18 protein-coding genes are annotated in these 21358 nt (G+C 67.9%); 16 read left to right on the top strand and 2 right to left on the bottom strand.

The features are described 5' to 3' along the window. Positions 1 to 248: 248 nt before the first annotated feature. From AWC17_RS19645 to mnmA, 5 genes are all read left to right on the top strand, one after another. Positions 249 to 1898, top strand: coding sequence for a GAF domain-containing sensor histidine kinase (locus AWC17_RS19645; RefSeq protein ID WP_208618382.1), 1650 nt, complete (start codon positions 249 to 251; stop codon positions 1896 to 1898). Between the two features lie 124 nt (positions 1899 to 2022). Continuing rightward, entirely contained in the window at positions 2023 to 2883 is an 861-nt protein-coding gene (locus tag AWC17_RS19640) for a GNAT family N-acetyltransferase (protein WP_047321695.1), read from the top strand. Continuing rightward, complete coding sequence (locus tag AWC17_RS19635; RefSeq protein WP_085164983.1) at positions 2880 to 3728, top strand: lysophospholipid acyltransferase family protein; 849 nt, start codon at positions 2880 to 2882, stop codon at positions 3726 to 3728. The genes AWC17_RS19640 and AWC17_RS19635 overlap by 4 nt, the downstream gene beginning before the upstream one ends. Before the next feature lie 40 nt (positions 3729 to 3768). Next, on the top strand, positions 3769 to 4950 hold the full coding sequence (locus AWC17_RS19630) for a cysteine desulfurase family protein (protein WP_085164981.1): 1182 nt from the start codon (positions 3769 to 3771) through the stop codon (positions 4948 to 4950). Continuing rightward, entirely contained in the window at positions 4947 to 6023 is a 1077-nt protein-coding gene (mnmA, locus tag AWC17_RS19625; protein ID WP_046184643.1) for a tRNA 2-thiouridine(34) synthase MnmA, read from the top strand. The genes AWC17_RS19630 and mnmA overlap by 4 nt, the downstream gene beginning before the upstream one ends. Here mnmA and AWC17_RS19620 read toward each other — a convergent pair. Beyond that, the gene (locus AWC17_RS19620) at positions 6020 to 6652 is read right to left on the bottom strand and encodes a sensor domain-containing protein (RefSeq protein ID WP_046184642.1); all 633 of its coding nucleotides are present in this window, start codon (positions 6650 to 6652) and stop codon (positions 6020 to 6022) included. The two genes, mnmA and AWC17_RS19620, sit on opposite strands and share 4 nt — an antisense overlap. Positions 6653 to 6760: 108 nt before the next feature. Between AWC17_RS19620 and AWC17_RS19615 the strand changes: the two genes are divergently transcribed. The 7 genes from AWC17_RS19615 to AWC17_RS19585 all read left to right on the top strand — a co-directional run bounded on the left by AWC17_RS19615 (position 6761) and on the right by AWC17_RS19585 (position 16189). Continuing rightward, on the top strand, positions 6761 to 7774 hold the full coding sequence (locus tag AWC17_RS19615) for a uroporphyrinogen decarboxylase/cobalamine-independent methonine synthase family protein (RefSeq protein ID WP_085164979.1): 1014 nt from the start codon (positions 6761 to 6763) through the stop codon (positions 7772 to 7774). 90 nt (positions 7775 to 7864) lie between these two features. Then, positions 7865 to 8758: a hypothetical protein gene (locus tag AWC17_RS19610; protein WP_046184641.1), complete on the top strand. Its 894-nt coding sequence runs from the start codon at positions 7865 to 7867 to the stop codon at positions 8756 to 8758. A 47-nt stretch (positions 8759 to 8805) separates the two neighbouring features. Continuing rightward, a complete protein-coding gene (gene ligA, locus AWC17_RS19605) occupies positions 8806 to 10887 on the top strand; it encodes an NAD-dependent DNA ligase LigA (protein ID WP_046184640.1) in 2082 nt (693 codons plus the stop codon). A gap of 4 nt (positions 10888 to 10891) precedes the next feature. Further along, positions 10892 to 12007 (top strand): cystathionine gamma-lyase, encoded by a 1116-nt coding sequence (locus AWC17_RS19600; RefSeq protein WP_046184639.1) that lies wholly within the window; start codon positions 10892 to 10894, stop codon positions 12005 to 12007. Positions 12008 to 12048: 41 nt separating this feature from the next. Next, complete coding sequence (locus tag AWC17_RS19595; RefSeq protein ID WP_141224689.1) at positions 12049 to 12657, top strand: TetR/AcrR family transcriptional regulator; 609 nt, start codon at positions 12049 to 12051, stop codon at positions 12655 to 12657. Between the two features lie 170 nt (positions 12658 to 12827). After that, positions 12828 to 13274, top strand: coding sequence for an MmpS family transport accessory protein (locus AWC17_RS19590; protein WP_197083435.1), 447 nt, complete (start codon positions 12828 to 12830; stop codon positions 13272 to 13274). Further along, the gene (locus AWC17_RS19585; RefSeq protein ID WP_085164977.1) at positions 13271 to 16189 is read left to right on the top strand and encodes an MMPL/RND family transporter; all 2919 of its coding nucleotides are present in this window, start codon (positions 13271 to 13273) and stop codon (positions 16187 to 16189) included. The genes AWC17_RS19590 and AWC17_RS19585 overlap by 4 nt, the downstream gene beginning before the upstream one ends. Here AWC17_RS19585 and AWC17_RS19580 read toward each other — a convergent pair. After that, positions 16186 to 16842, bottom strand: a complete 657-nt coding sequence (locus AWC17_RS19580; protein ID WP_141224688.1) for an ACT domain-containing protein — start codon at positions 16840 to 16842, stop codon at positions 16186 to 16188. The genes AWC17_RS19585 and AWC17_RS19580 overlap by 4 nt on opposite strands. A 117-nt stretch (positions 16843 to 16959) precedes the next feature. Here AWC17_RS19580 and gatC point away from each other — a divergent pair, with 117 nt between their 5' ends. The 4 genes from gatC (at position 16960) to AWC17_RS19560 (ending at position 21217) form a co-directional block, all read left to right on the top strand. Beyond that, the gene (gatC, locus tag AWC17_RS19575) at positions 16960 to 17259 is read left to right on the top strand and encodes an Asp-tRNA(Asn)/Glu-tRNA(Gln) amidotransferase subunit GatC (protein ID WP_046183988.1); all 300 of its coding nucleotides are present in this window, start codon (positions 16960 to 16962) and stop codon (positions 17257 to 17259) included. Then, positions 17256 to 18755: an Asp-tRNA(Asn)/Glu-tRNA(Gln) amidotransferase subunit GatA gene (gene gatA, locus AWC17_RS19570; protein ID WP_046183987.1), complete on the top strand. Its 1500-nt coding sequence runs from the start codon at positions 17256 to 17258 to the stop codon at positions 18753 to 18755. The genes gatC and gatA overlap by 4 nt, the downstream gene beginning before the upstream one ends. A gap of 68 nt (positions 18756 to 18823) precedes the next feature. After that, the gene (locus AWC17_RS19565; RefSeq protein WP_046183986.1) at positions 18824 to 19855 is read left to right on the top strand and encodes an ATP-dependent 6-phosphofructokinase; all 1032 of its coding nucleotides are present in this window, start codon (positions 18824 to 18826) and stop codon (positions 19853 to 19855) included. A 495-nt stretch (positions 19856 to 20350) separates the two neighbouring features. After that, positions 20351 to 21217, top strand: a complete 867-nt coding sequence (locus tag AWC17_RS19560) for a MinD/ParA family ATP-binding protein (RefSeq protein ID WP_244193509.1) — start codon at positions 20351 to 20353, stop codon at positions 21215 to 21217. Positions 21218 to 21358 lie beyond the last annotated feature (141 nt).

Here is a 21358-nt window from a genome sequence, read left to right as displayed (position 1 = left end):
CAAGCTACGGCTATCCGTAACGTTCAGCAACATTTGCGCCAAGCGCTCCGCGCGCTGGTAGCGTGGAGTCTACCGGCAGATCCAGGCTTAACCCTCAAACGCTCACTCGCCTCGCCAGCAAACATTTTCAAGCTCGGGATTCGCCTTCACTGTAGGGCCGCCGGGCACTAGTCGGAGAAGGTCGGGAGATGCGTGAAAACGAGCGTGAATCGGCTTTCAAGCTGCGTCACCCCGACTATCTGAGCCGGATGCATGAGCAACTCGACGAATTGGTGGCCGACCGTCAGCAGATGGGACAGCTGCTGCAGGTAGCAATCGAGATCGGCTCCGATCTCGAACTGGACGCGATACTGCACCGCATCGTGGCCGCCGCAATCGGCATGACCGGCGCCCGCTACGGGGCTATCGGGGTGTGGGGACTCGAGGGGACCCTTGCATCCTTCGTACACAGCGGAATGGACCCCGAGACGGTGCGACTGGTCGGTCATCTGCCGGTGGGCAAAGGGGTGCTCGGCGCCCTGCGCGACCGCACCGAGCCGCTGCGCCTGACCGACCTGTCCGACCATCCGACCGCCGTTGGATTCCCGGAGCACCACCCACCGATGAGGGCCTTCCTCGGGATGCCCGTGATAATCCGCGGTGCGGTGTTCGGCAGCCTGTATGTCACCGACGATCGGCCCGGACGCTGCTTCGGCGAGCCCGACGAGATCACCCTGCAGGCGCTTGCGTCAGCGGCATCGGTGGCCATCGACAATGCCCGGCTATTTGACCGGGTCCGCGCGGGCGCCCGATGGACCGACGCCAGCCGCGAGATCAGCAACGCCCTGCTTTCCGAGTCGCACCCGGATCTGCGACCGCTGCAACTGATCGTGGAACGCGCCGCGGAGCTGACGGACGCCGAGCAGGCGATCGTCCTGGTTCCGACCGACCCCGACCAACCCAGCGATGGCGTAGACCGCCTGGTCGTGTCCGCGGCGGTCGGCGTGCACGCCGAGGAGGTTCTCGGGCAGGAGGTTCCGGTCCAAGGATCCACCACCGGCGAGGTGTTTCGGACCGGCCGGCCCGTGCTCACCGAGACGTTTCGTCGTCCCATCCCGGCGTTCACCGACCTGGGCGAGCGACCCGCGATCCTGATGCCGCTGAGATCCGACCAGCAGACCCTGGGCGTGATCGCGGTGGCCCGCAACACCGACGCGCCCCCCTTCGACGAAGAGCATCTCGAGCTCGTGCGCGACTTCGCCGACCACGCCGCGATCGCCCTCACGCTGGCCACCGAACGACGGAACACGCGCGAGCTGAGCGTGCTGGTGGACCGGGAGCGCATCGCCCGCGATCTGCACGACCAGGTGATCAGCCGCGTCTTCGCCGTCGGTACGGACCTGCAGGGCGTCGCCGCCCACCTCCGCTCTCCGCAACTCGCGGCGCGGCTGACCCAATCCGTGACCGAGCTGCAGGACGTCATCGACGACATCCGGCGCACCGTCTTCGATCTGCAGCAGCAGCCGGCCCGGCGGCGCAGTTTCGCCGAGCGTGTCCAGGACGCGATCGCCCGCCTCGCCGACGACGACAACGAGGGGACGACGCTGCGCATGGCGGGCACGATGACCGCGGTGAGCGACGAACTCGCCGAACACGCCGAAGCCTTCGTCAGCGAAGCGCTCAGCGACGCGGTGCGGCACTCGCGCGCCGGGACCATCGCCGTCGAGATCACCGTCACGGATGAGCTGCTCATCGAGATCACCGACGACGGGCGCGGGGCTCCCTCGGACCAGCAGGACCACGGCGGCCTGGACGAGATCGCCCGCCGCGTCAAAGACCTCGGCGGCGAATGCGCGATTAACAGTGCGCCCAGCGGCGGCACCCGCGTCCGCTGGAGCGCGCCGCTGCAGAATTCCTGACCCGGGCTCTCGAGGGGGAGCCCGGGGCCGGCCGCCCGCGCAACCACATTTCGTCACCTGACGTGCACGGACACGTCACAGCCACGATGCCGACTCGCTCATCGACTAGGCAACGTTGGTTTACATGAGCATTGCTTCTGTCCTGATTCCCAGCGACAAGCCCGACGGTGCGACGACGGCGTCGCCCGCGGGACCGCACTACTCGCTCTTGCTGTCCACCGACGCCAGCATGATCGAGGCGGCGCAGCGGCTCCGGTACGACGTGTTCAGCAGCACGCCCGGCTTCGCCCTGCCGACGAACGACCACGAAAGACGGGACGTCGACAGGTTCGACGAACACTGCGACCACCTGCTCGTTCGCGACGACGGCACCGGCGAACTGGTGGGTTGCTACCGCATGCTGGCCCCGGCGGGCGCGATCGCAGCCGGGGGGCTCTACACCGCGACGGAATTCGACATTCGCGCTTTCGACCCGCTCAGGTCGTCGCTGGTGGAGATGGGACGCGCGGTGGTCCGCGAGGGTCACCGCAACGGCGGCGTGGTGCTGCTGATGTGGGCGGGCATCCTGGCCTACCTGGACCGCTACGGCTACGACTACGTGACCGGCTGCGTGTCGGTGTCCATCGGCGGAGATTCGGACGACCCGGACAATTTGGTCCCGGGCCGTCAGCTCCGCGGCGTGCGTGACTTCATCCTGAGTCGTCACGCCGCCCCGCCGCAGTACCGGGTGCGTCCACACCGGCCGGTGATCGTCGACGGGAAGGCCCTCGACGACATTCCGGCCCCCGGGCGGCCGTCGGTCCCGGCGCTGATGCGTGGTTATCTGCGGCTGGGCGCCCAGGTGTGCGGTGAGCCGGCGCACGATCCCGACTTCGGGGTCGGAGATTTCTGTGTCCTGCTGGACAAACGGCGCGCCGATACCCGATATCTGAAGCGGCTGCGGTCGGTGTCGGCCGCTTCGCAGATGGCCGGCGGCGACCGATGAACGTTCCGGCCGCCACGGGGCACCCCTGGTTACCGCGCGCATCGTGTGACGCCGGTTGTGTGGGTGCCGGCGACGTCGCCGCGTCGCCGCCGCTGGTGGTGGCGCTGCGGGTAACGCTTCGGGTGATGCTGGCGCTGCTTCTGGCACCGGGGGTGGCGCTGCTGGCCGTGCCGCTACCGGGCCGGACTCGCGTGCAGCGCATCTATTGCCGGATGGTGTTGCGCTGTTTCGGTATCCGAATCACGATCATGGGCAGCCCGATTCGCAACCTGCGCGGGGTCTTGGTGGTCAGCCCGCACATGTCCTGGCTCGACGTCTTCGCCATCGGGTCGGTGTTGCCCGGGTCATTCGTCGCCCGGGCCGATATGTTCACCGGGCTCGCCACCGGGATCGTGGCCCGCATCCTGAAGGTCATCCCGATCGAGCGGTCCAGTTTGCGGCGGCTGCCCGTGGTGGTGGACACCGTCGCCCGCCGGCTGCGCGGCGGCCAGACGGTGGTGTGCTTCCCGGAGGGCACCACCTGGTGCGGTCTGGACCGTGGGGCGTTCTACCCGGCGATGTTCCAGGCAGCGATCGACGCCGGCCGTCCGGTGCAGCCGCTTCGGCTGACCTACCACCACGCCGACGGCAGGGTCTCGACCGTCCCGGCGTTCGTCGGCGACGAGACACTGGTGCGGTCCATCCGCAGGCTGCTCACCGTGCGGCGCACGCTGGCGCGGGTGCACGTCGAATCTCTGCAGCTCCCGGGGACCGATCGGCGAGCCTTGGCGAGCCGCTGCCAGTCGGTGGTGGGCGTCGGAGCGGCCCGGCACGCTGGTCACGGGCCCGTGCTGGTGGCCTCCTAGGTCCGGAGGCCCTTCACCTGCCGGTATCGTGGGTCGCGTCATGGTCTACCTGGATCACGCCGCTACCACGCCGATGCACCCCGCCGCCGTCGAGGCGATGACGGCGATGCTGGGCACTGTGGGCAACGCCTCCTCGCTGCACACCAGCGGCCGGACGGCGCGGCGGCGCATCGAGGAATCCCGCGAGCTGATCGCCGACAGGCTGGGCGCCCGTCCGTCCGAGGTCATTTTCACCGCGGGCGGGACCGAAAGCGACAACCTGGCCGTCAAGGGCATCTATTGGGCCCGCCGCGACGCCGAACCGCGCCACCGGCGCATCATCACCAGCGAGGTGGAACACCACGCCGTCCTGGACTCGGTCAACTGGCTCGTCGAACACGAAGGCGCCGAGGTGACGTGGCTGCCGACCGCTGCCGACGGCTCCGTGTCGGCGGCCGCGCTGCGCGAGGCGCTGCGGAGCCACGACGATGTCGCGTTGGTGTCGGTGATGTGGGCCAACAACGAGGTCGGCACCGTGATGCCGGCCGCCGAGCTCGCCGCCGTGGCGGCCGAATTCGGGGTTCCGATGCACAGCGACGCCGTGCAGGCGGTGGGGCAGTTGCCGGTGGGCTTCGCCGCGAGCGGGCTCTCGGCGATGAGCGTGGCCGCGCACAAGTTCGGCGGTCCTCCCGGTGTGGGAGCGCTACTGCTGCGCCGGGACGTGACGTGTGTCCCGCTGTCACACGGGGGCGGACAAGAGCGCGACATTCGCTCCGGCACTGCCGATGTCGCCGGCGCGGTCGGCATGGCGACCGCGGCCCGAATCGCGGTGGACGGGATCGAGGCGAACGGCGCACGCCTGCGTGTGTTGCGGGATCGCCTGATCGAAGGGGTGCTGGCCGGCATCGAGGACGTCGGCCTCAACGGTGCCCGCGACCCGGTGCGGTTGCCCGGCAACGCCCACTTCACCTTCCGCGGCTGCGAAGGCGACGCGCTGTTGATGCTGTTGGACGCCAACGGAATCGAGTGTTCGACCGGATCGGCGTGCACCGCCGGCGTCGCGCAACCGTCGCATGTGTTGCTCGCGATGGGCGCCGACCCCGCCACCGCCCGCGGGTCCTTGCGAATATCGTTGGGGCACACCAGTGTTGACGCCGATGTCGATGCGGTGTTGCAGGTGCTGCCCGCGGCGGTGGACCGCGCCCGCCGGGCCGCGCTGGCCGCCGCAGGGGCTCCGCAATGAGGGTCCTCGCCGCGATGAGTGGCGGCGTCGACTCGTCGGTCGCCGCCGCCCGCATGGTCGACGCCGGGCACGACGTGGTCGGCGTGCACCTGGCATTGTCAACCGCGCCCGGCACGTTGCGCACCGGTTCGCGCGGGTGCTGCTCGAAAGAAGACGCCTCGGATGCGAGCCGCGTTGCTGATGTGCTCGGAATCCCGTTCTACGTCTGGGATTTCGCCGAGAAGTTCCAGGCGGACGTGATCGACGATTTTGTGTCGTCGTACGCGCGCGGCGAAACGCCCAACCCTTGCGTGCGGTGCAATCAGCGGATCAAGTTCTCGGCGCTGTCGGTGAAAGCCCTTGCGCTGGGCTTCGATACGGTGGCCACCGGTCACTACGCCAGGCTCTCCGGTGGGCGGCTCCGCCGCGCGGTCGATCAAGACAAGGACCAGTCCTACGTGCTGGCCGTGCTGACCGCCGAGCAGCTGCGCCACGCGACGTTCCCGATCGGGGACACTCCCAAGGCGCAGATTCGTGCCGAAGCCGCCCGCCGCGGCCTCGCGGTCGCGGAGAAGCCGGACAGTCACGACATCTGCTTCATCCCGTCCGGGAACACCCGGGCCTTCCTGGGCGAGCGCATCGCGGTTCGCCGCGGCACCGTGGTCGGCGCGGAAGGCGCGGTGCTCGCCGAGCACGACGGGGTGCACGGTTTCACCATCGGCCAGCGCAAGGGACTGGGCATCGCCGGGCCGGGGCCCGACGGCCGCCCGCGCTACGTGACGGCCATCGACGCCGACACCGCGACCGTTCGGGTGGGGGAGGCGGCCGACCTCGACGTGCGCGAATTGCGCGGGCGGGAGGCGGTCTTCACCGCGGGACGGCCGCCATCGGGCCCCGTCGAGTGCGCGGTCCAGGTGCGGGCGCACGGTGAAACTGCCGGTGCGGTAGCGGAATTGGCCGGAGACGAGCTTGTTGTGCGGTTGCGCGCTCCGCTGCGCGGCGTCGCGCGCGGCCAGACGCTGGTGCTGTACCGCCCCGACGCGGACGGTGACGAGGTGCTCGGCAGCGCCACCATCGCCGGCACCGCACGCTAGGCCGGTACGTTCGCGAGGATGTTCGTCATCACGATGTCGGACACCGATTGCGCAAAGCCGCAGAAGGTGACCTCCAGGATGGCCACTGACCGCAGCCGATAATCGCGGCCACAGCCGCCCGGCCGCAGGTGCAGCGAGCCGGCGTCGGCCTTCCAGTCGCCGACGTATTGCTGGCCGGCCGAGCCGTTCGCGCAATCCCCGACCGTGGTCACCAACGCGTCGAACGTGCGCCGTGCGGTGTCGACATCCCGGTAGGCCGCGGCCCCTTCCGAGATCAGCGCGCCGTCGGGCGGGTCTTGGAAGGTCGTCTTGTGGAATTCTTCGACATCGGGCCCGAACGTCGCCGTCTCGGCGTAGATGAACCGACACTCGTGCGGCGTGGTATCGGCGAGCGCGTTGATGTCCACCGGGCTGGTGCCGTCCATCGACGGGATGATCGTCAGGTGCTCGCCGGCGCCGGTGATCGCGCGCATCCGCGACTGGTCCAACAGGATCGTGTCGACGTTGATGCCCTGCACGGCCCGGCGCGGGGAACCGAATCCGGCCACCGCCGCCCCGTCCACCACCCGGGTGCACGCCGCGGCCAGCACCACCGCCCCGCACAGCAGCGGCCATGCCAATCTCGACATCCGCGACACGTTTTCGCACCCCTTCTTGCGTCGAACCTACCCGTGCGCTCGCGCGGCTGACACCCCTGGCCGCCGGCGGGTGAGGTGGTGTCGAATATGGTTGGGCGGGTGAGTGTTTTCGCGAGGGCCAGCGGTGTCGGGTCGTGGCCCGGCATCAAGCCGCGGGAGGCCGCCGAGGTCGTCGTCGGGGAGTTGGCCGGCGCGCTGTCCCACATCGTCGAGTTGCCCGCCCGGGGAGTGGGCGCTGACATGATCGGTCGGGCCGGTGCGCTGCTGATCGATGTGGCCATCGATATCGTGCCGCGGGGCTATCGCATTGCGGCTCGCCCGGGCGCGGTCACCCGCCGCGCGGTCAGTCTGCTCGACGAGGACATGGACGCGCTGGAGGAGGCCTGGGAGGTGGCCGGTCTGCGCGGGGGCGCCCGCGTGGTCAAGGTGCAGGCTCCCGGACCGATCACGCTGGCGGCCGAGCTCGAGCTGGCCAACGGCCATCGGGCGATCACCGATGCCGGCGCCGTGAGCGATCTGGCGGCGTCGCTGGCCGAAGGCGTCGCCGTCCACCGCGCGGCGCTGGCCCGCCGGCTCGAGACGCCGGTGGTGGTGCAGTTCGACGAGCCGTCGCTGCCGAAGGCATTGGGCGGACGGCTGACCGGTGTGACGGCGCTGAGCCCGGTGGCACCGCTCGACGAGGCGGTGGCCGTCGCCCTGCTCGACGCCTGTGCCGCCAGGGTGGGAGGCGAGGTGCTGTTGCACAGTTGCGCCCCGGACCTGCCATGGAACATGTTGCAGGGCAGCAGCATTGGTGCGGTATCGGTGGACGCGAGCACGCTGATCGCGGCGGATCTCGACGGTGTCGCCGCGTTCGTCGAATCGGGTCGCACGGTCATGTTGGGGGTGGTCGCCGCCAGCGCCCCGCCACGGCGACCCTCGGCCGAAGAGGTGGCCGCCGCGCTGGTCGCGGTGACGGACCGCCTCGGCTTCGCTCGCTCGGCGCTGCGCGATCGCATCGGCGTCACCCCGGCGTGTGGTCTGGCCGGCGCGACACCCGAGTGGGCCCGCCTGGCGATCGACCTGGCCCGCAAGGCGTCCGAGGCTTTCGCCGAGGACCCCGACGCCATTTAGCTTTCCGTTGGAGAAAACGATTAACAATGGCGAACGCGGCGCGAGTCAAAATCTGCTGGGGCCGTGGTCGCTGCGACTAACATCTCGACAATGGTCACGAGACAGATTGCTGACTCCTGCACCCTTTGGACCGGCTTCGACATATCGATCGTGGCCCGGAGCTATGCCCAGTTCACCGGCATTCTCGCCGGTTTTGCCTTCGTGGTCATAAATCTGGTGATCGATCGCGCCTACCGGCGCCGCACCGATGGTCGTCCGCTGGAGCCGCGTGAGGTCGAGCACGACACACAAGTCGGAATTGCATTGGTGTGTGCGTTTCTGGGCCTGTTTCTGACCACCCTGCGATATGCCCTGCTGGCCGGCGAAAGTGGATGTGCCCTGACCGATGGCCGCGCCGCGTCGGCCGAAGTCCTCACCGCCGTCTCGTTCGCGGCCTCCATCTACATGCTGCTCAACGCCATCGTGCAGTTCTTCTCGGGTTCAGCCGGCGTGCTCGCCCAGCACTGTGTCTTCATCTTGGTGGTGCTCGTGCCCCCGATCTCCGTGTTCTTGGTCGAAGACACGCTCACACACCTGGCGCTATCGCTGGGCGATCCGGAAAAACACCAGCCGCTTCAGCCATTGTGGGTCTGGGCCACCCGGCTCGCGATTCCGATACCGCTGGCGGTCGGAATCGTCGGCGCCGTCGCGTGGTTTCTCGGAATCAAGAGGCGGCGTTCGGAATCGCCCGCTAGCCGCATTGCGCGGCAATTCCGAACGGTCGTCCCCTACCTTACCGTCGTCGTCGTGGCCGCCGTGATAGTACGGTCCATCGTCGAATTGCGATACGCAAATACCGCCACCCATATCAGTCCGGGCGAAGCCTGGCTATGGGTCGGCGTGCTTGCTGCTACATTGCTCATCCAGAGCGTGGCTTTGTCGTTTCAAAAAGGCGTGGAAGTTCCTCTTGGCGGCTTTACGGAAACGGCCGAAGAATCGGCCTGAGTGGAGCGCGCGGGCGTGGTGTCGGCGACCTCGGATAGCCTGCGAGGGTGAGCTCACCAGAAGCTGATTCGGTGGCGCCCGAGGTGCGGCGGCAGTGGCAGGAACTGGCCGGCGAAGTCCGCGAACACCAGTTCCGCTACTACATCAAGGACGCGCCGATCGTCTCCGATGCCGAATTCGACACGATGTTCAACGAGCTCCTGGCGCTGGAGGACCGTTACCCCGAGCTGCGGGTCCCGGATTCCCCGACGCAGCTGGTCGGTGGGGCGGGCTTCGCCACCGACTTCACCGAGGCTGAGCACCTCGAGCGGATGCTGAGCCTCGACGACGTGTTCGACCGCGACGAGCTGGTCGCCTGGAGCAACCGCGTCGAAAACGAGATCGGCCGCGAGCCGTACTACTTATGCGAACTCAAGATCGACGGGGTGGCGTTGTCGCTGGTGTACCGCGATGGCCGGCTGGAACGGGCCGCCACGCGCGGCGACGGCCGGGTCGGCGAGGACGTGACGCTCAATGCGCGTACCATCGATGACGTGCCCGAGCGGCTCACTGCCAGTGACGATTTGCCGATTCCCGCCGTGCTCGAGGTGCGTGGCGAGGTCTTCTTCATGCTGGCCGATTTCGAGGCGCTCAACGCCAGCCTGGTCGAGGACGGCAAGGCGCCGTTTGCCAATCCGCGTAACAGCGCAGCCGGTTCGCTGCGCCAGAAGAATCCGGCGGTCACCGCCCGGCGCAAGCTGCGGATGATCTGCCACGGCATCGGCCGTACCGATGGATTCGCGCCCGCGACGCTGCACGACGCCTACACCGCGCTGAAAGCGTGGGGTTTGCCGGTGGCCGAACAGACCGCGCGCGTGCGTGGCCTTGCCGCCGTGGAGGACCGGATCGGGTATTGGGGTGAGCACCGCTACGAGATCGATCACGAAATCGATGGCGTGGTGGTCAAAGTCGACGATTTCACGCTGCAGCGCCGGCTGGGGACCACATCCCGGGCGCCGCGGTGGGCCGTTGCGTACAAGTATCCACCCCAGGAAGCGCAGACCAAGTTGCTCGACATCCGGGTCAACGTCGGGCGCACCGGGCGCGTCACGCCGTTCGCGTTCATGACGCCGGTGAAGGTGGCCGGGTCAACCGTGGGGCTGGCGACCCTGCACAACGCCGCCGAGGTCAAGCGCAAGGGCGTCCTGATCGGCGACACGGTGATGATCCGCAAGGCCGGCGACGTGATCCCGGAGGTGCTCGGCCCCGTCGTCGACCTGAGGGACGGGTCCGAACGCGAATTCGTCATGCCCACAACATGTCCCGAATGCGGCACCACGCTGGCCCCCGCCAAGGAGGGTGACGCCGACATCCGCTGCCCCAATGCCCGGTCCTGCCCGGCGCAGCTGCGAGAGCGCGTCTTCCACGTCGCCGGCCGGGGAGCGCTCGACATCGAGGGGCTGGGCTACGAGGCGGCCATCGCGCTGCTCAAGGCCGGGGCGATCGCCGACGAGGGCGATCTGTTCACGCTCACCGAGGACGACCTGTTGCGCACCGACCTCTTCCGGACCAAGGCCGGCTCCTTGTCCGCCAACGGCAGGCGGCTGCTCGACAACCTGGACAAGGCCAAGACGGTGGCGCTGTGGCGGGTCCTCGTGGCGCTGTCGATCCGGCATGTCGGTCCGACGGCCGCGCGCGCCCTGGCCACCGAATTCGGCAGCCTGGACGCGATCATGGCGGCGTCGACCGAGCAGCTGGCCGCGGTCGAGGGTGTCGGTCCGACGATCGCCGCCGCGCTCACCGAGTGGTTCACCGTCGACTGGCACCGCGCGATCGTCGACAAGTGGCGGGCCGCCGGGGTACGGATGGCCGACGAGCGCGACGCCAGCGTGCCCCGCACGCTGGAAGGGCTGACGATTGTCGTCACCGGTTCGCTGGCCGGATTTTCGCGCGATGACGCCAAGGAGGCGATCATCGCGCGCGGGGGAAAGGCCGCGGGTTCGGTGTCGAAGAAGACCGACTACGTCGTCGCCGGCGATGCACCGGGCTCCAAGTACGACAAGGCGGTCGAGCTCGGCGTGCCGGTGCTCGACGAGGACGGTTTCCGGAAGCTGCTGGCCGAGGGGCCGCCGGAAACTCCGGCGGACTAGACCGATGAGCGGTCGCTACGGCGATTCCACCCGCAGCCTCAAAGCTGCGAGCTCACCGGCGATTTCGGGTCAGCCGGTGGCACCGCAGGCGGTGCTCGCCGCCACCTATCACCTGTCCAGCGTCCAAAGTGGTGCGTCAGACAGCAACGACAGCTATGGCCGCAGCTCCAATCCGACGTGGCGGCAAGTGGAGTCGGCGCTCGCCGAGCTGGAGGGAGCGACCGGTGCGCTGGTGTTCGGCTCGGGTATGGCGGCCATCGGCGCCGTGCTGCGGGCGCTGGCGACGCCGGGATCGGCTTTGGTCGTGCCCGCCGACGGCTATTACCAAGTGCGCCGCTTCGCCGGGGAAGACCTGGCGGGTGTGGCCGTCATCGAGGCGTCGAGTTCACAGATCTACGACGCCGCCGCGGGCGCCGACGTGGTGCTGGCCGAAACGCCCACCAACCCGGCGTTGGACGTGGTTGATCTGCACCGGTTGGCCAAGATCTGCCGTGATCGCGGTGCGCGCTTGGTCGTCGACAACACCGCCGCCACTCCGTTGGGTCAGCAGCCGTTGTCGCTGGGCGCCGACGCGGTTGTGGCCAGCGCAACCAAGGCCCTGTCCGGCCACAGCGACCTGCTGGCCGGCTACGTCGCCACCAACGAGCCCGAGTTGCTCGCCGCCGTGGAGCGCCAACGGCTGCTCGCCGGTGCGATCCTGGGCGGGTTCGAGGCCTGGCTCCTGTTGCGCAGCCTGGCAAGCGCCGGTCTGCGTTTCGAGCGGCAATGCCAGAACGCCCGGGCGGTGGCAACAATGTTGGCCCGCCACCCGGCGGTGCGGGCGGTTCGCTACCCGGGGTTGGCTGAGGATCCGGCGCATCGCGTGGCCATGGCGCAGATGCGCCGGTTCGGGGCTCTGGTCTCAATCGAATTGGCCGACGCCGGCGCAGTGCACGCCCTCGTCGACAACAGCGAGCTGCTGATCGCGTCCACCAGCTTCGGTGGCCTGCACACGTCGGTGGATCGCCGGGCACGCTGGGGCGATCCCGTCACCGACGGATTCGTGCGCATCTCGCTGGGCATCGAAGACACCGACGACCTCATCGCGGACATCGAACGCGCTCTGCTGACATCGAGATAACGGCGCCGGCCGAAATTGGGCCGCATCGCCCAAGCGGCTCTATCGTGGGCGCTATGACCCAGACGGCCGACCGGTGCACGCAGGAATCACCGTGGTCGCCGCGAGAGGCCGAGATCCTGGCGGTTACCCTGCGGCTGCTGCAGGAACACGGCTATGACCAACTGACCGTGGATGCCGTCGCCAGTGCCGCCCGCGCCAGCAAGGCCACGGTGTATCGGCGCTGGCCCTCGAAAGCCGAATTGGTGTTGGCCGCCTTCGTCGAAGGCGTCCGCCAGGTCGCGGTTCCGCCGAATACTGGCACGCTGCGGGGCGACCTGCTGCGACTGGGGGAGACGGTCTGCCAAGAGGGCGGCCAGCACGCGAGCACGATCCGCGCGGTGATGGTCGAGGTGTCGCGGCACCCCGCGCTCAGAGACGCCATGCAGCACCAGTTCCTCGACCAGCGCAAGGCGTTGATCCAGCACGTCCTGCAACAGGCCGTGGACCGCGGCGAGATCGGCGCGGACGCCATCACCGACGAGCTCTGGGATCTGCTGCCCGGCTACCTCATCTTCCGGTCCATCATCCCCGACCGGCCACCCACCCGCAGCACCGTGCGAGCGCTTGTCGACGGGTTCCTCATCCCTGGCCTGACCAGAACCACCCGGTAGCGTCGCAGTCACCGCCCCGTCAGCCAACTTTCGATGAATGTGTACGCTCGCGTCTCTTGTACAGTACGGTCCAGTACCGTACTGTCGTAGCTGTCGATCACGCCCGGCCCGCCGGCAGCCGCCCTCGCATCGAGGGTGAGCGTGTCGCCCGATGATCGAAAGGTGAACGGGTGAAGGGGATTTCGGTGGCATCCCTGGTCAAACGGGGGTGGATGGTGCTGGTCGCGGTGCTGGTCGTCGCGCTTGCCGGGTTTGCCATCTATCGCCTGCACGGAATCTTCGGCTCGCACAACAACACGTCGGCCAACAGCGGCCTCTCCAACGAGATCGTCCCCTTCAACCCCAAACAGGTGGTGCTCGAAGTCTTCGGGGCTCCCGGCGCAACCGCGACCATCAACTACCTTGATGTCAACGCCCAGCCGCAGCAAGTCAAGGATGCCCCGCTGCCATGGTCGTTCACCATCACCACGACGGAGCCGGCGGTCGTCGCCAATGTCGTGGCGCAAGGTAACGGGGACACCCTGGGTTGCCGCATCATCGTCAACGGCGAAGTGAAAGACCAACGCACCGTCAACAAAGTTGACGCCTACACCTTCTGTCTGGATAAGTCGGGATGAGCAACCAAAGCGACGATCAGCAGACGCGGCCCTTTGTGCCGCGCACCATCCACCGGCTCGCGCTGCCGATCCTGTTGTTCTGGGTGGCGCTGGCCGCCCTCACGAACATTGCGGTGCCCCAGCTGGAAGAGGTGGGTAGGACCCACAATGTGGCGCTGAACTCGCCAGATGCCCCGTCGCTCAAGGCGATCAAGCGCATCGGCCAAGTGTTCCACGAGTTCGATACCGACAGCTCGGCCATGATCGTGTTGGAAGGCGACAAGCCGCTCGGCGCGGACGCCCACCGCTTTTACGACGAGATGGTCCGCAAGCTCGAGCAGGACCGCAAGCACGTCGAGCACGTTCAGGATTACTGGGGCGATACCCTGACCGCCGCGGGCTCGCAGAGCTCCGACGGTAAGGCCGCGTACGTTCAGGTGAACCTTGCGGGTAATCAGGGCTCGGCGCTGGCCAACGAGGGCGTCGGCGCGCTGCGCGACATCCTTGAGCGCATGAAGCCGCCGCCTGGCGTCAATGTCTATGTGACCGGCGCGGCGCCGCTGATCTCAGATCAGTTCGACGTCGGCAGCAAGGGCACCGCGAAGGTCACTGGGATCACCATCGGGGTGATCGCGTTGATGTTGTTCTTCGTCTATCGCTCGGTGCTTACCACACTGCTGGTGCTCGCCACGGTCCTCATCGAAATGTCCGCTGCCCGAGGTCTTGTCGCGTTTCTGGGTAACGCAGGAATCATCGGGCTGTCGACGTACGCGACGAACATCCTGACCCTGTTGGTTATTGCGGCAGGAACGGACTACGCGATATTTTTCGTGGGCCGCTACCAAGAAGCGCGCCAGACCGGCGAAGACCGCGAAAAAGCTTTCTACACCATGTATCACGGCACCACCCACGTCGTGTTGGGCTCCGGGCTGACCGTGGCCGGCGCGGTGGCCTGTCTGAGTTTCACCCGGTTGCCCTATTTCCAAAGTCTCGGTATACCAGCGGCTCTGGGGGTCCTGGTTGCGCTTTTCGCCGCGCTGACGCTGGGGCCCGCGATCCTCACCCTGGGCGCCAAGGCCGGCATCTTCGACCCCAAGCGGGCGATGAGAACCCGCGGATGGCGGCGGATCGGCACCGCCATCGTCCGCTGGCCGGGTGCCGTTCTCGCGGCCGCGTGCGCACTGGCTCTGGTGGGTCTGATCGCCCTGCCCGGATACAAGACGAGTTACGACACGCGTCCCTACATGCCCGACAGCGCGCCGGCCAATATCGGCTACACGGCGGCCGAGAAGCATTTCTCGCGGGCCCGGCTCGAGCCCGAATTGCTGATGGTCGAAACGGATCACGACATGCGCAACCCGGCCGACATGCTCGTCCTGGACCGGGTGGCCAAGGCGGTGTTTCACGTACCCGGCGTCGCGCAGGTGCAGACGATCACCCGGCCGTTGGGCACCCCGCTCGTCCACAGCTCGCTCGCGTTTGTAATCAGCAATCAGAGTGCCGGCCAGCAGCAAAACCTGCAGTATCAACGAGATCGGGCCGACGACGCCCTCAAGCAGGCCAACGAACTGTCGAAGACCATCAACATCCTGAAGCAGCAGTACGTCCTGCAGCAGCAGCTGGCCGACACCACCCACGGCGAGACGCAGAACTTTCACGACACGCTCGCCACGATCCAAGACATTCGCGAAAAGATCGCGAACTTCGACGATTTCTTCCGGCCGATTCGCAGCTACTTCTATTGGGAGAGGCACTGTTACGACATTCCAGCCTGCTTCGCGTTCCGGTCCCTCTTCGATGCGCTCGACGGGATCGACGAGCTCACGGACAAATTCCAAGACCTCACGGCTTCGCTCGATAAGCTCGACGCGCTGCAGCCGAAACTCACGGCGCTGATACCGCCTCAGATTTCGAGCCAGGAAACCAATCGCGATCTGACCCTGACCAACTACGCGACGCTGTCCGGCATCTACGCGCAGACCGCCGCGGCGATCGACAACGCGACTGCACTCGGACGAGCCTTCGACGCGGCCAAGAACGACGACACGTTCTATCTACCGCCCGAGGTTTTCGACAACCCCGACTTCAAGCGCGGGCTGAAGTTGTTCCTGTCGCCCGACGGCAAGGCCGTTCGGATGATCGTCACGCATGACGGCGATCCCGCGACGACCGAGGGCATTTCGCACATCGCCCCGATCGCAAAGGCCGCGCATGAGGCACTGAAGGGCACGCCGTTGGCCGGCGCCGGGGTCTATCTCGGCGGGACCGCGGCGACGTACAAGGACATCCAGGACGGCGCCAAGTACGACCTGCTGATCGTGGCGTTCGCCGCGCTCAGCCTGATCCTGCTGATCATGATGATCATCACGCGCAGCCTGATCGCCGCGGTCGTCATCGTGGGCACGGTGGCCCTGTCGCTGGGCGCCTCGTTCGGGCTGTCAGTTCTGGTGTGGCAGTATCTCTTCGGCATTCAGTTGTATTGGGTGGTGCTCGCGCTGGCGGTGATCCTGTTGCTGGCGGTCGGATCCGACTACAACCTGCTGTTGATCTCCAGGCTCAAGGAAGAGATTCATGCGGGGTTGAATACCGGCATCATCCGGGCGATGGCCGGTTCCGGTTCGGTGGTCACCTCGGCGGGCATCGTTTTCGCCGTCACCATGTGCGCGTTCATCTTCAGCGGGTTTCAGGTACTCGGCCAGATCGGCACCACCATCGGCCTGGGGTTGTTGTTCGACACGCTGATCGTGCGGTCATTCATGACGCCTTCCGTCGCAACGCTTCTCGGCCGATGGTTCTGGTGGCCTCAACGGGTGCGCCCGCGCCCGGCCAGCACGATGCTGCGACCCTACGGTCCGCGTCCGGCGGTTCGGCAGCTGCTGCTGTGGGACGACGACGACCCAGCGGTGATGTCCGGATCGAACTCGCAGACGCGCTAGCGCAGCATGGTGGCCACGATCCCGGCCAGGTAACCCAGCCGGGCCACCTCCGACGGCCGGAATTCCGGGCCCGGGCGGCCCAGCACCACCGCCGTGTGCGGATCGCCCAGCGGGGCCGCGACCATCGTCGTGTCCATGTCGCGCCACGCTTGGGGCACCCAGTCGCCGGTGCTGTCCAGCGTCGCGGCCCGCTCGATCGGCAGCCACGGGGCGGAATCCGCCCGCGTCTCCGGCGCACCCCGGCTGGCGGCCAGGCGGTGCAGCTCATCGCCCGCACTGCGTAGCACGGTGCACCAGCTGACGCGCAGCACCCGGGGTGCCTCGTTGGCCAGGACCTGAAGCCGGGACACCTTGTCGCCGGCCGCGGCCACGTGGTCGAGCAGCTCCAACTCGCGATGCGCTTCCAGCAACCCGGTGTGCGGTCGCACGCTGTCCACGCGGACACCGGAAAGCGACTCCGCGGCGGTGATCAGCGTGTCCGGCATCGCCCCCGGCGGCAACTCGATCACCAGGTCGTCGATCGCATACCCCGAGCTGCGCTCCACCACATCGAGCGACAAGATGTCGGCGCCCACCGAACCGAGCGCCACGGCCAGCGAGCCCAGGCTGCCCGGGCGGTCGACCAGCTCGATGCGCAACAGATAGGACGGCACGGCCAACACTGTTACACAGCGATGTGTCGACGGCATTTCGGCTCGGTACGACGGGCAGCCCTCGCCGGACCCGAGTGCCCGGAGGTCGCGCGGGCAAGGGCGTTAGGCTTTCCTGTCGTGTCTCAGATCTCCCGCGACGAGGTGGCGCACCTGGCCCGGCTGTCCCGGCTGGCGCTGACCGATAGCGAGCTAGACAGCTTCGCCGGCCAGCTCGATGCCATCCTGACCCACGTCAGCCAGGTGCAGGCGGTCGACGTCACCGGCGTCGAAGCGACCGACAACCCGCTCAAGGACGTGAACGTCACCCGCCCGGACGAGCCGGCACCCTGCTTGACCCAGCAGGAAGCGCTGGCCGAGGCGCCCGAGGCCGCCGACGGCCGCTTCGCGGTGCCGCAGATCCTCGGGGACAGCGAGTGAACGACATCATCCGGTCCGACGCCGCGACCCTGGCCGCCCGGATCGCCGCCAAAGAAGTGTCGTCGGTCGAGGTCACCCAGGCATGCCTGGACCAGATCGCGGCGACCGACGACCGGTATCACGCCTTCCTGCACGTGGCTGCCGACGAGGCGCTTGCCGCGGCAGCGGCCATTGACAAGCGGGTCGACGAGGCGGTGGCCGCGGGGGAGCGGCTGCCGTCGTCGCTGGCGGGCGTGCCGTTGGCGCTCAAAGACGTCTTCACCACCGTCGACATGCCCACCACCTGCGGCTCCAAGATCCTCGAAGGCTGGCGGTCCCCCTACGACGCCACCGTCACCACGCGGCTGCGTGCCGCGGGCATCCCGATCCTGGGCAAGACCAACATGGACGAGTTCGCGATGGGCTCGTCGACGGAGAACTCCGCCTACGGCCCCACCCGTAACCCCTGGAACCTCGACCGGGTGCCCGGCGGCTCCGGGGGAGGCAGCGCGGCGGCGTTGGCCGCGTTCCAGGCGCCGCTGGCCATCGGATCCGACACCGGCGGCTCCATCCGGCAACCGGCGGCGCTGACCGCAACGGTCGGCGTCAAACCCACCTACGGCACCGTGTCGCGATACGGGCTGGTGGCGTGCGCGTCGTCATTGGATCAGGGCGGCCCGTGCGCGCGCACGGTGCTGGACACCGCGCTGCTACACCAGGTGATCGCCGGGCACGACACCCGCGACTCCACGTCTGTCGAGGCGGCGGTGCCCGATGTCGTCGGCGCGGCCAAAGCCGGCGCGGCCGGTGACCTCAAGGGCGTGCGCGTCGGCGTGGTCAAGCAGCTTCGCGGCGACGGCTACCAGCCGGGAGTGCTGGCCTCGTTCGAGGCCGCCGTCGCGCGGCTGACCGAGCTGGGCGCCGAGGTGAGCGAAGTCGACTGCCCGCACTTCGAATACGCGCTGGCCGCCTACTACTTGATCTTGCCGTCGGAGGTGTCGAGCAATCTTGCCCGCTTCGATGCGATGCGCTACGGGCTGCGCGTCGGTGACGACGGGACACACAGCGCCGAGGAAGTGATGGCGCTGACCCGCGCCGCCGGTTTCGGCCCGGAAGTCAAGCGGCGCATCATGATCGGCACCTACGCGCTGTCGGCCGGTTACTACGACGCCTATTACAACCAGGCGCAGAAGGTGCGCACGCTGATCGCCCGCGACCTCGACAAGGCGTACGAGTCCGTCGACGTGGTCGTGTCGCCCGCGACGCCGACCACCGCCTTCCCCCTGGGCGAGAAGGTCGACGACCCGCTGGCGATGTACCTGTTCGACCTGTGCACGCTGCCACTGAACCTGGCCGGCCACTGCGGGATGTCGGTGCCGTCGGGGCTGTCGCCGGACGACGGCCTCCCGGTCGGGCTGCAGATCATGGCGCCGGCGTTGGCCGATGACCGCCTATATCGAGTGGGGGCGGCCTACGAGGCCGCCCGCGGCCCGCTACCGTCGGCACCCACCCTGTAGCACCGCTTCCCGGGGCGATTTTGCGCTTGCCCACGCCATAGGGCCGCCGCCCCAGGCAAGATGAGGGCATGCGGATCGGAATTCTCACGGGGGGCGGCGACTGCCCGGGGCTCAATGCCGTCATCCGGGCGGTGGTGCGCACCTGCGACGCGCGATATGGCTCGTCGGTGGTCGGATTCCAGGACGGGTGGCGCGGGTTGCTGGAGAACCGGCGCATACAGCTGCAAAACGACGACCGCAACGACCGCTTGCTGGCCAAGGGCGGAACCATGCTCGGCACCGCCCGAGTGCATCCCGACAAGCTGCGGGCCGGGCTGGACCAGATCAAGCAGACCCTCGACGACAACGGCATCGACGTGCTCATCCCGATCGGCGGGGAAGGCACCCTGACGGCGGCGCACTGGCTGTCGGAAGAGAACGTTCCGGTGGTCGGCGTGCCCAAGACCATCGACAACGACATCGATTGCACCGACGTGACTTTCGGCCACGACACCGCGCTGACGGTCGCCACCGAAGCCATCGACCGGTTGCACAGCACCGCCGAATCCCACCAGCGGGTGATGCTGGTCGAGGTGATGGGCAGGCACGCGGGCTGGATCGCGCTGAACGCCGGGCTGGCTTCGGGCGCACACATGACGCTGATCCCCGAACAACCCTTCGATGTCGAAGAGGTGTGCCGGCTCGTCAAACGGCGCTTCCAGCGCGGGGACTCGCACTTCATCTGTGTGGTGGCCGAAGGCGCCAAGCCGATCCCCGGTTCGATTGCGTTGCGGGAAGGCGGGCTTGACGAGTTCGGCCATGAGCGTTTCACAGGCGTGGCCGCCCAGTTGGCCGTCGACGTGGAAAAGCGGATCAATAAGGAAGTCCGGGTGACCGTGCTGGGCCACGTCCAGCGCGGGGGAACCCCGACGGCCTACGACCGGGTGCTGGCCACCCGGTTCGGTGTCAACGCGGCCGACGCCGCCCACGCGGGGGAATACGGCCAGATGGTGTCGCTACGGGGGCAGGACATCGGCCGGGTGGCGCTGGCCGACGCCGTGCGCCAGCTCAAGCTGGTGCCGGAAAGTCGCTACGACGACGCCGCCGCCTTCTTCGGTTGATCCCGCCGGATTCGGCGAACGGCGGGTGGCTGCGACCCGACAACGGCCTGAATTTGCCCGACGATTGACCAGCTACAGGAGCTTCGCCGCAAATTCGTGGTTTCCAGACCGGTGCCCAACGGTTATACCGGGAGGGTGAGCAACCGCGGTTCGATTCGCGGAGGCGTTCAGCATCCCGCGGCATCGGCATCGGCAGGGACACCGGGCCCGCCGATTCGTCCAGCGGGCCCGCCGGTTCGTCCGCCGCGTCCACCCGGTCGGCGCATCGACGCCGTTTCGGCAGCCGCCACACTGCCGCAGCCCCATCCCTCGGACCCAGCCATCCGCCGACCGCCGTTCAGGCCGCCTCCGCCGCCACCCGCGCCCGCCCCGGCGTCGCGAGTCCCGTCGCCGCCGCGGCCGCCGCGACTGCCGGGCGGGACCGCACTGGACGGACTGGACCAGCAGCAGCGCGAGGGCTCCTCGAGGTTCAGCTGGCGAGAAGTGATCCATCGTGTGACCGGCGTTGACCTGGGCCCGGGCAAAGACGCACGGTACGAACAGGACCTAGGCAACCGCATCCGTGCCGTGGTGGGCGAAGCGTTACCCATCGCCGTTCTCAACCTCAAAGGCGGTGTCGGCAAGACCGCGGTGGTGGAGGCGCTGGGGTCGACGTTCGCCGACGTGCGTCACGACCGGATCATCGCCGTCGACATTGACGCCGGCGACCTGGTGGAGCGGCATGGCCGACCTAACTCCCTGGGGATGGCCGAACTGCTCGCCGACAAGGCGATCACGGATTATGCGGACGTCCGGGCGCACACCTACATGAACAACTTCGGCCTGGAAGTGCTCGGATTGCCCGACTATGCGCGCACCGACTGGCGGCTCGAGCGTCCCGACGTGGTCAGAGCGTTTTCCCTCTTGCGAAACCACTATTCGGTGGTGCTGGTGGACTGCGCCAAGGCCCTCAATTCGGTTGTGATGGAAGCGGTTCTGCCCGAGGCGCGGGCACTGGTCGTGGTGACGAGCACCTCGATCGATGCGATACGGAAGACCGCCACCACGCTGGATTGGTTGGGTAACAACGGATATCAAGTGTTGGTGCGATCGACGGTCCTTGCGATCAACCACGTCGAGCCGGCCAAGGTGGAGCTGGTGGCCGCCAAGGAACTCGAGCGGTTGTCCGCGCGCGTCGCCGCGACGGTGGTGCTGCCGTTCGACCGGCACGTACACGAGGGCAAACAGATCGAGCTGGATCGACTGAGCAAGGAAAGCCGGCGCAGCTACCTCGAGATGGCGGTCGTGCTGGCCGACATGTTCCCGGGCAGGGGTGAGGAGCGCCACCAATTCCCGGTGCCGCGCTCGCCGCACTGGTGGTGACCCGCTAAGCGCTCGCGGTCACCACTACGCCTGTCGGTGATGACCCGCTTCGCCCGGCTCCGCCGCGCTCGCGGTCACCACTACGCCTGTCGGTGATGACCCGCTTCGCCCGGCTCCGCCGCGCTCGCGGTCACCACTACG

Origin of the sequence: Mycobacterium nebraskense (genome assembly GCF_002102255.1) — a bacterium.
Classification (GTDB): Bacteria; Actinomycetota; Actinomycetes; order Mycobacteriales; family Mycobacteriaceae; genus Mycobacterium; species Mycobacterium nebraskense.
Note: the sequence above shows the minus strand (reverse complement) of the source record. Positions and strands in the feature narration are given on the sequence as shown.

Bases quoted from the DNA above. Each gene is read 5' to 3' on its own strand.
- AWC17_RS19645 (WP_208618382.1), top strand. From the start codon at position 249: ATGCATGAGCAACTCGACGAATTGGTGGCCGACCGTCAGCAGATGGGA.
- AWC17_RS19640 (WP_047321695.1), top strand. From the start codon at position 2,023: ATGAGCATTGCTTCTGTCCTGATTCCCAGCGACAAGCCCGACGGTGCG.
- AWC17_RS19635 (WP_085164983.1), top strand. From the start codon at position 2,880: ATGAACGTTCCGGCCGCCACGGGGCACCCCTGGTTACCGCGCGCATCG.
- AWC17_RS19630 (WP_085164981.1), top strand. From the start codon at position 3,769: ATGGTCTACCTGGATCACGCCGCTACCACGCCGATGCACCCCGCCGCC.
- mnmA (WP_046184643.1), top strand. From the start codon at position 4,947: ATGAGGGTCCTCGCCGCGATGAGTGGCGGCGTCGACTCGTCGGTCGCC.
- AWC17_RS19620 (WP_046184642.1), bottom strand. From the start codon at position 6,652: ATGTCGAGATTGGCATGGCCGCTGCTGTGCGGGGCGGTGGTGCTGGCC.
- AWC17_RS19610 (WP_046184641.1), top strand. From the start codon at position 7,865: ATGGTCACGAGACAGATTGCTGACTCCTGCACCCTTTGGACCGGCTTC.
- AWC17_RS19600 (WP_046184639.1), top strand. From the start codon at position 10,892: ATGAGCGGTCGCTACGGCGATTCCACCCGCAGCCTCAAAGCTGCGAGC.
- AWC17_RS19585 (WP_085164977.1), top strand. From the start codon at position 13,271: ATGAGCAACCAAAGCGACGATCAGCAGACGCGGCCCTTTGTGCCGCGC.
- AWC17_RS19565 (WP_046183986.1), top strand. From the start codon at position 18,824: ATGCGGATCGGAATTCTCACGGGGGGCGGCGACTGCCCGGGGCTCAAT.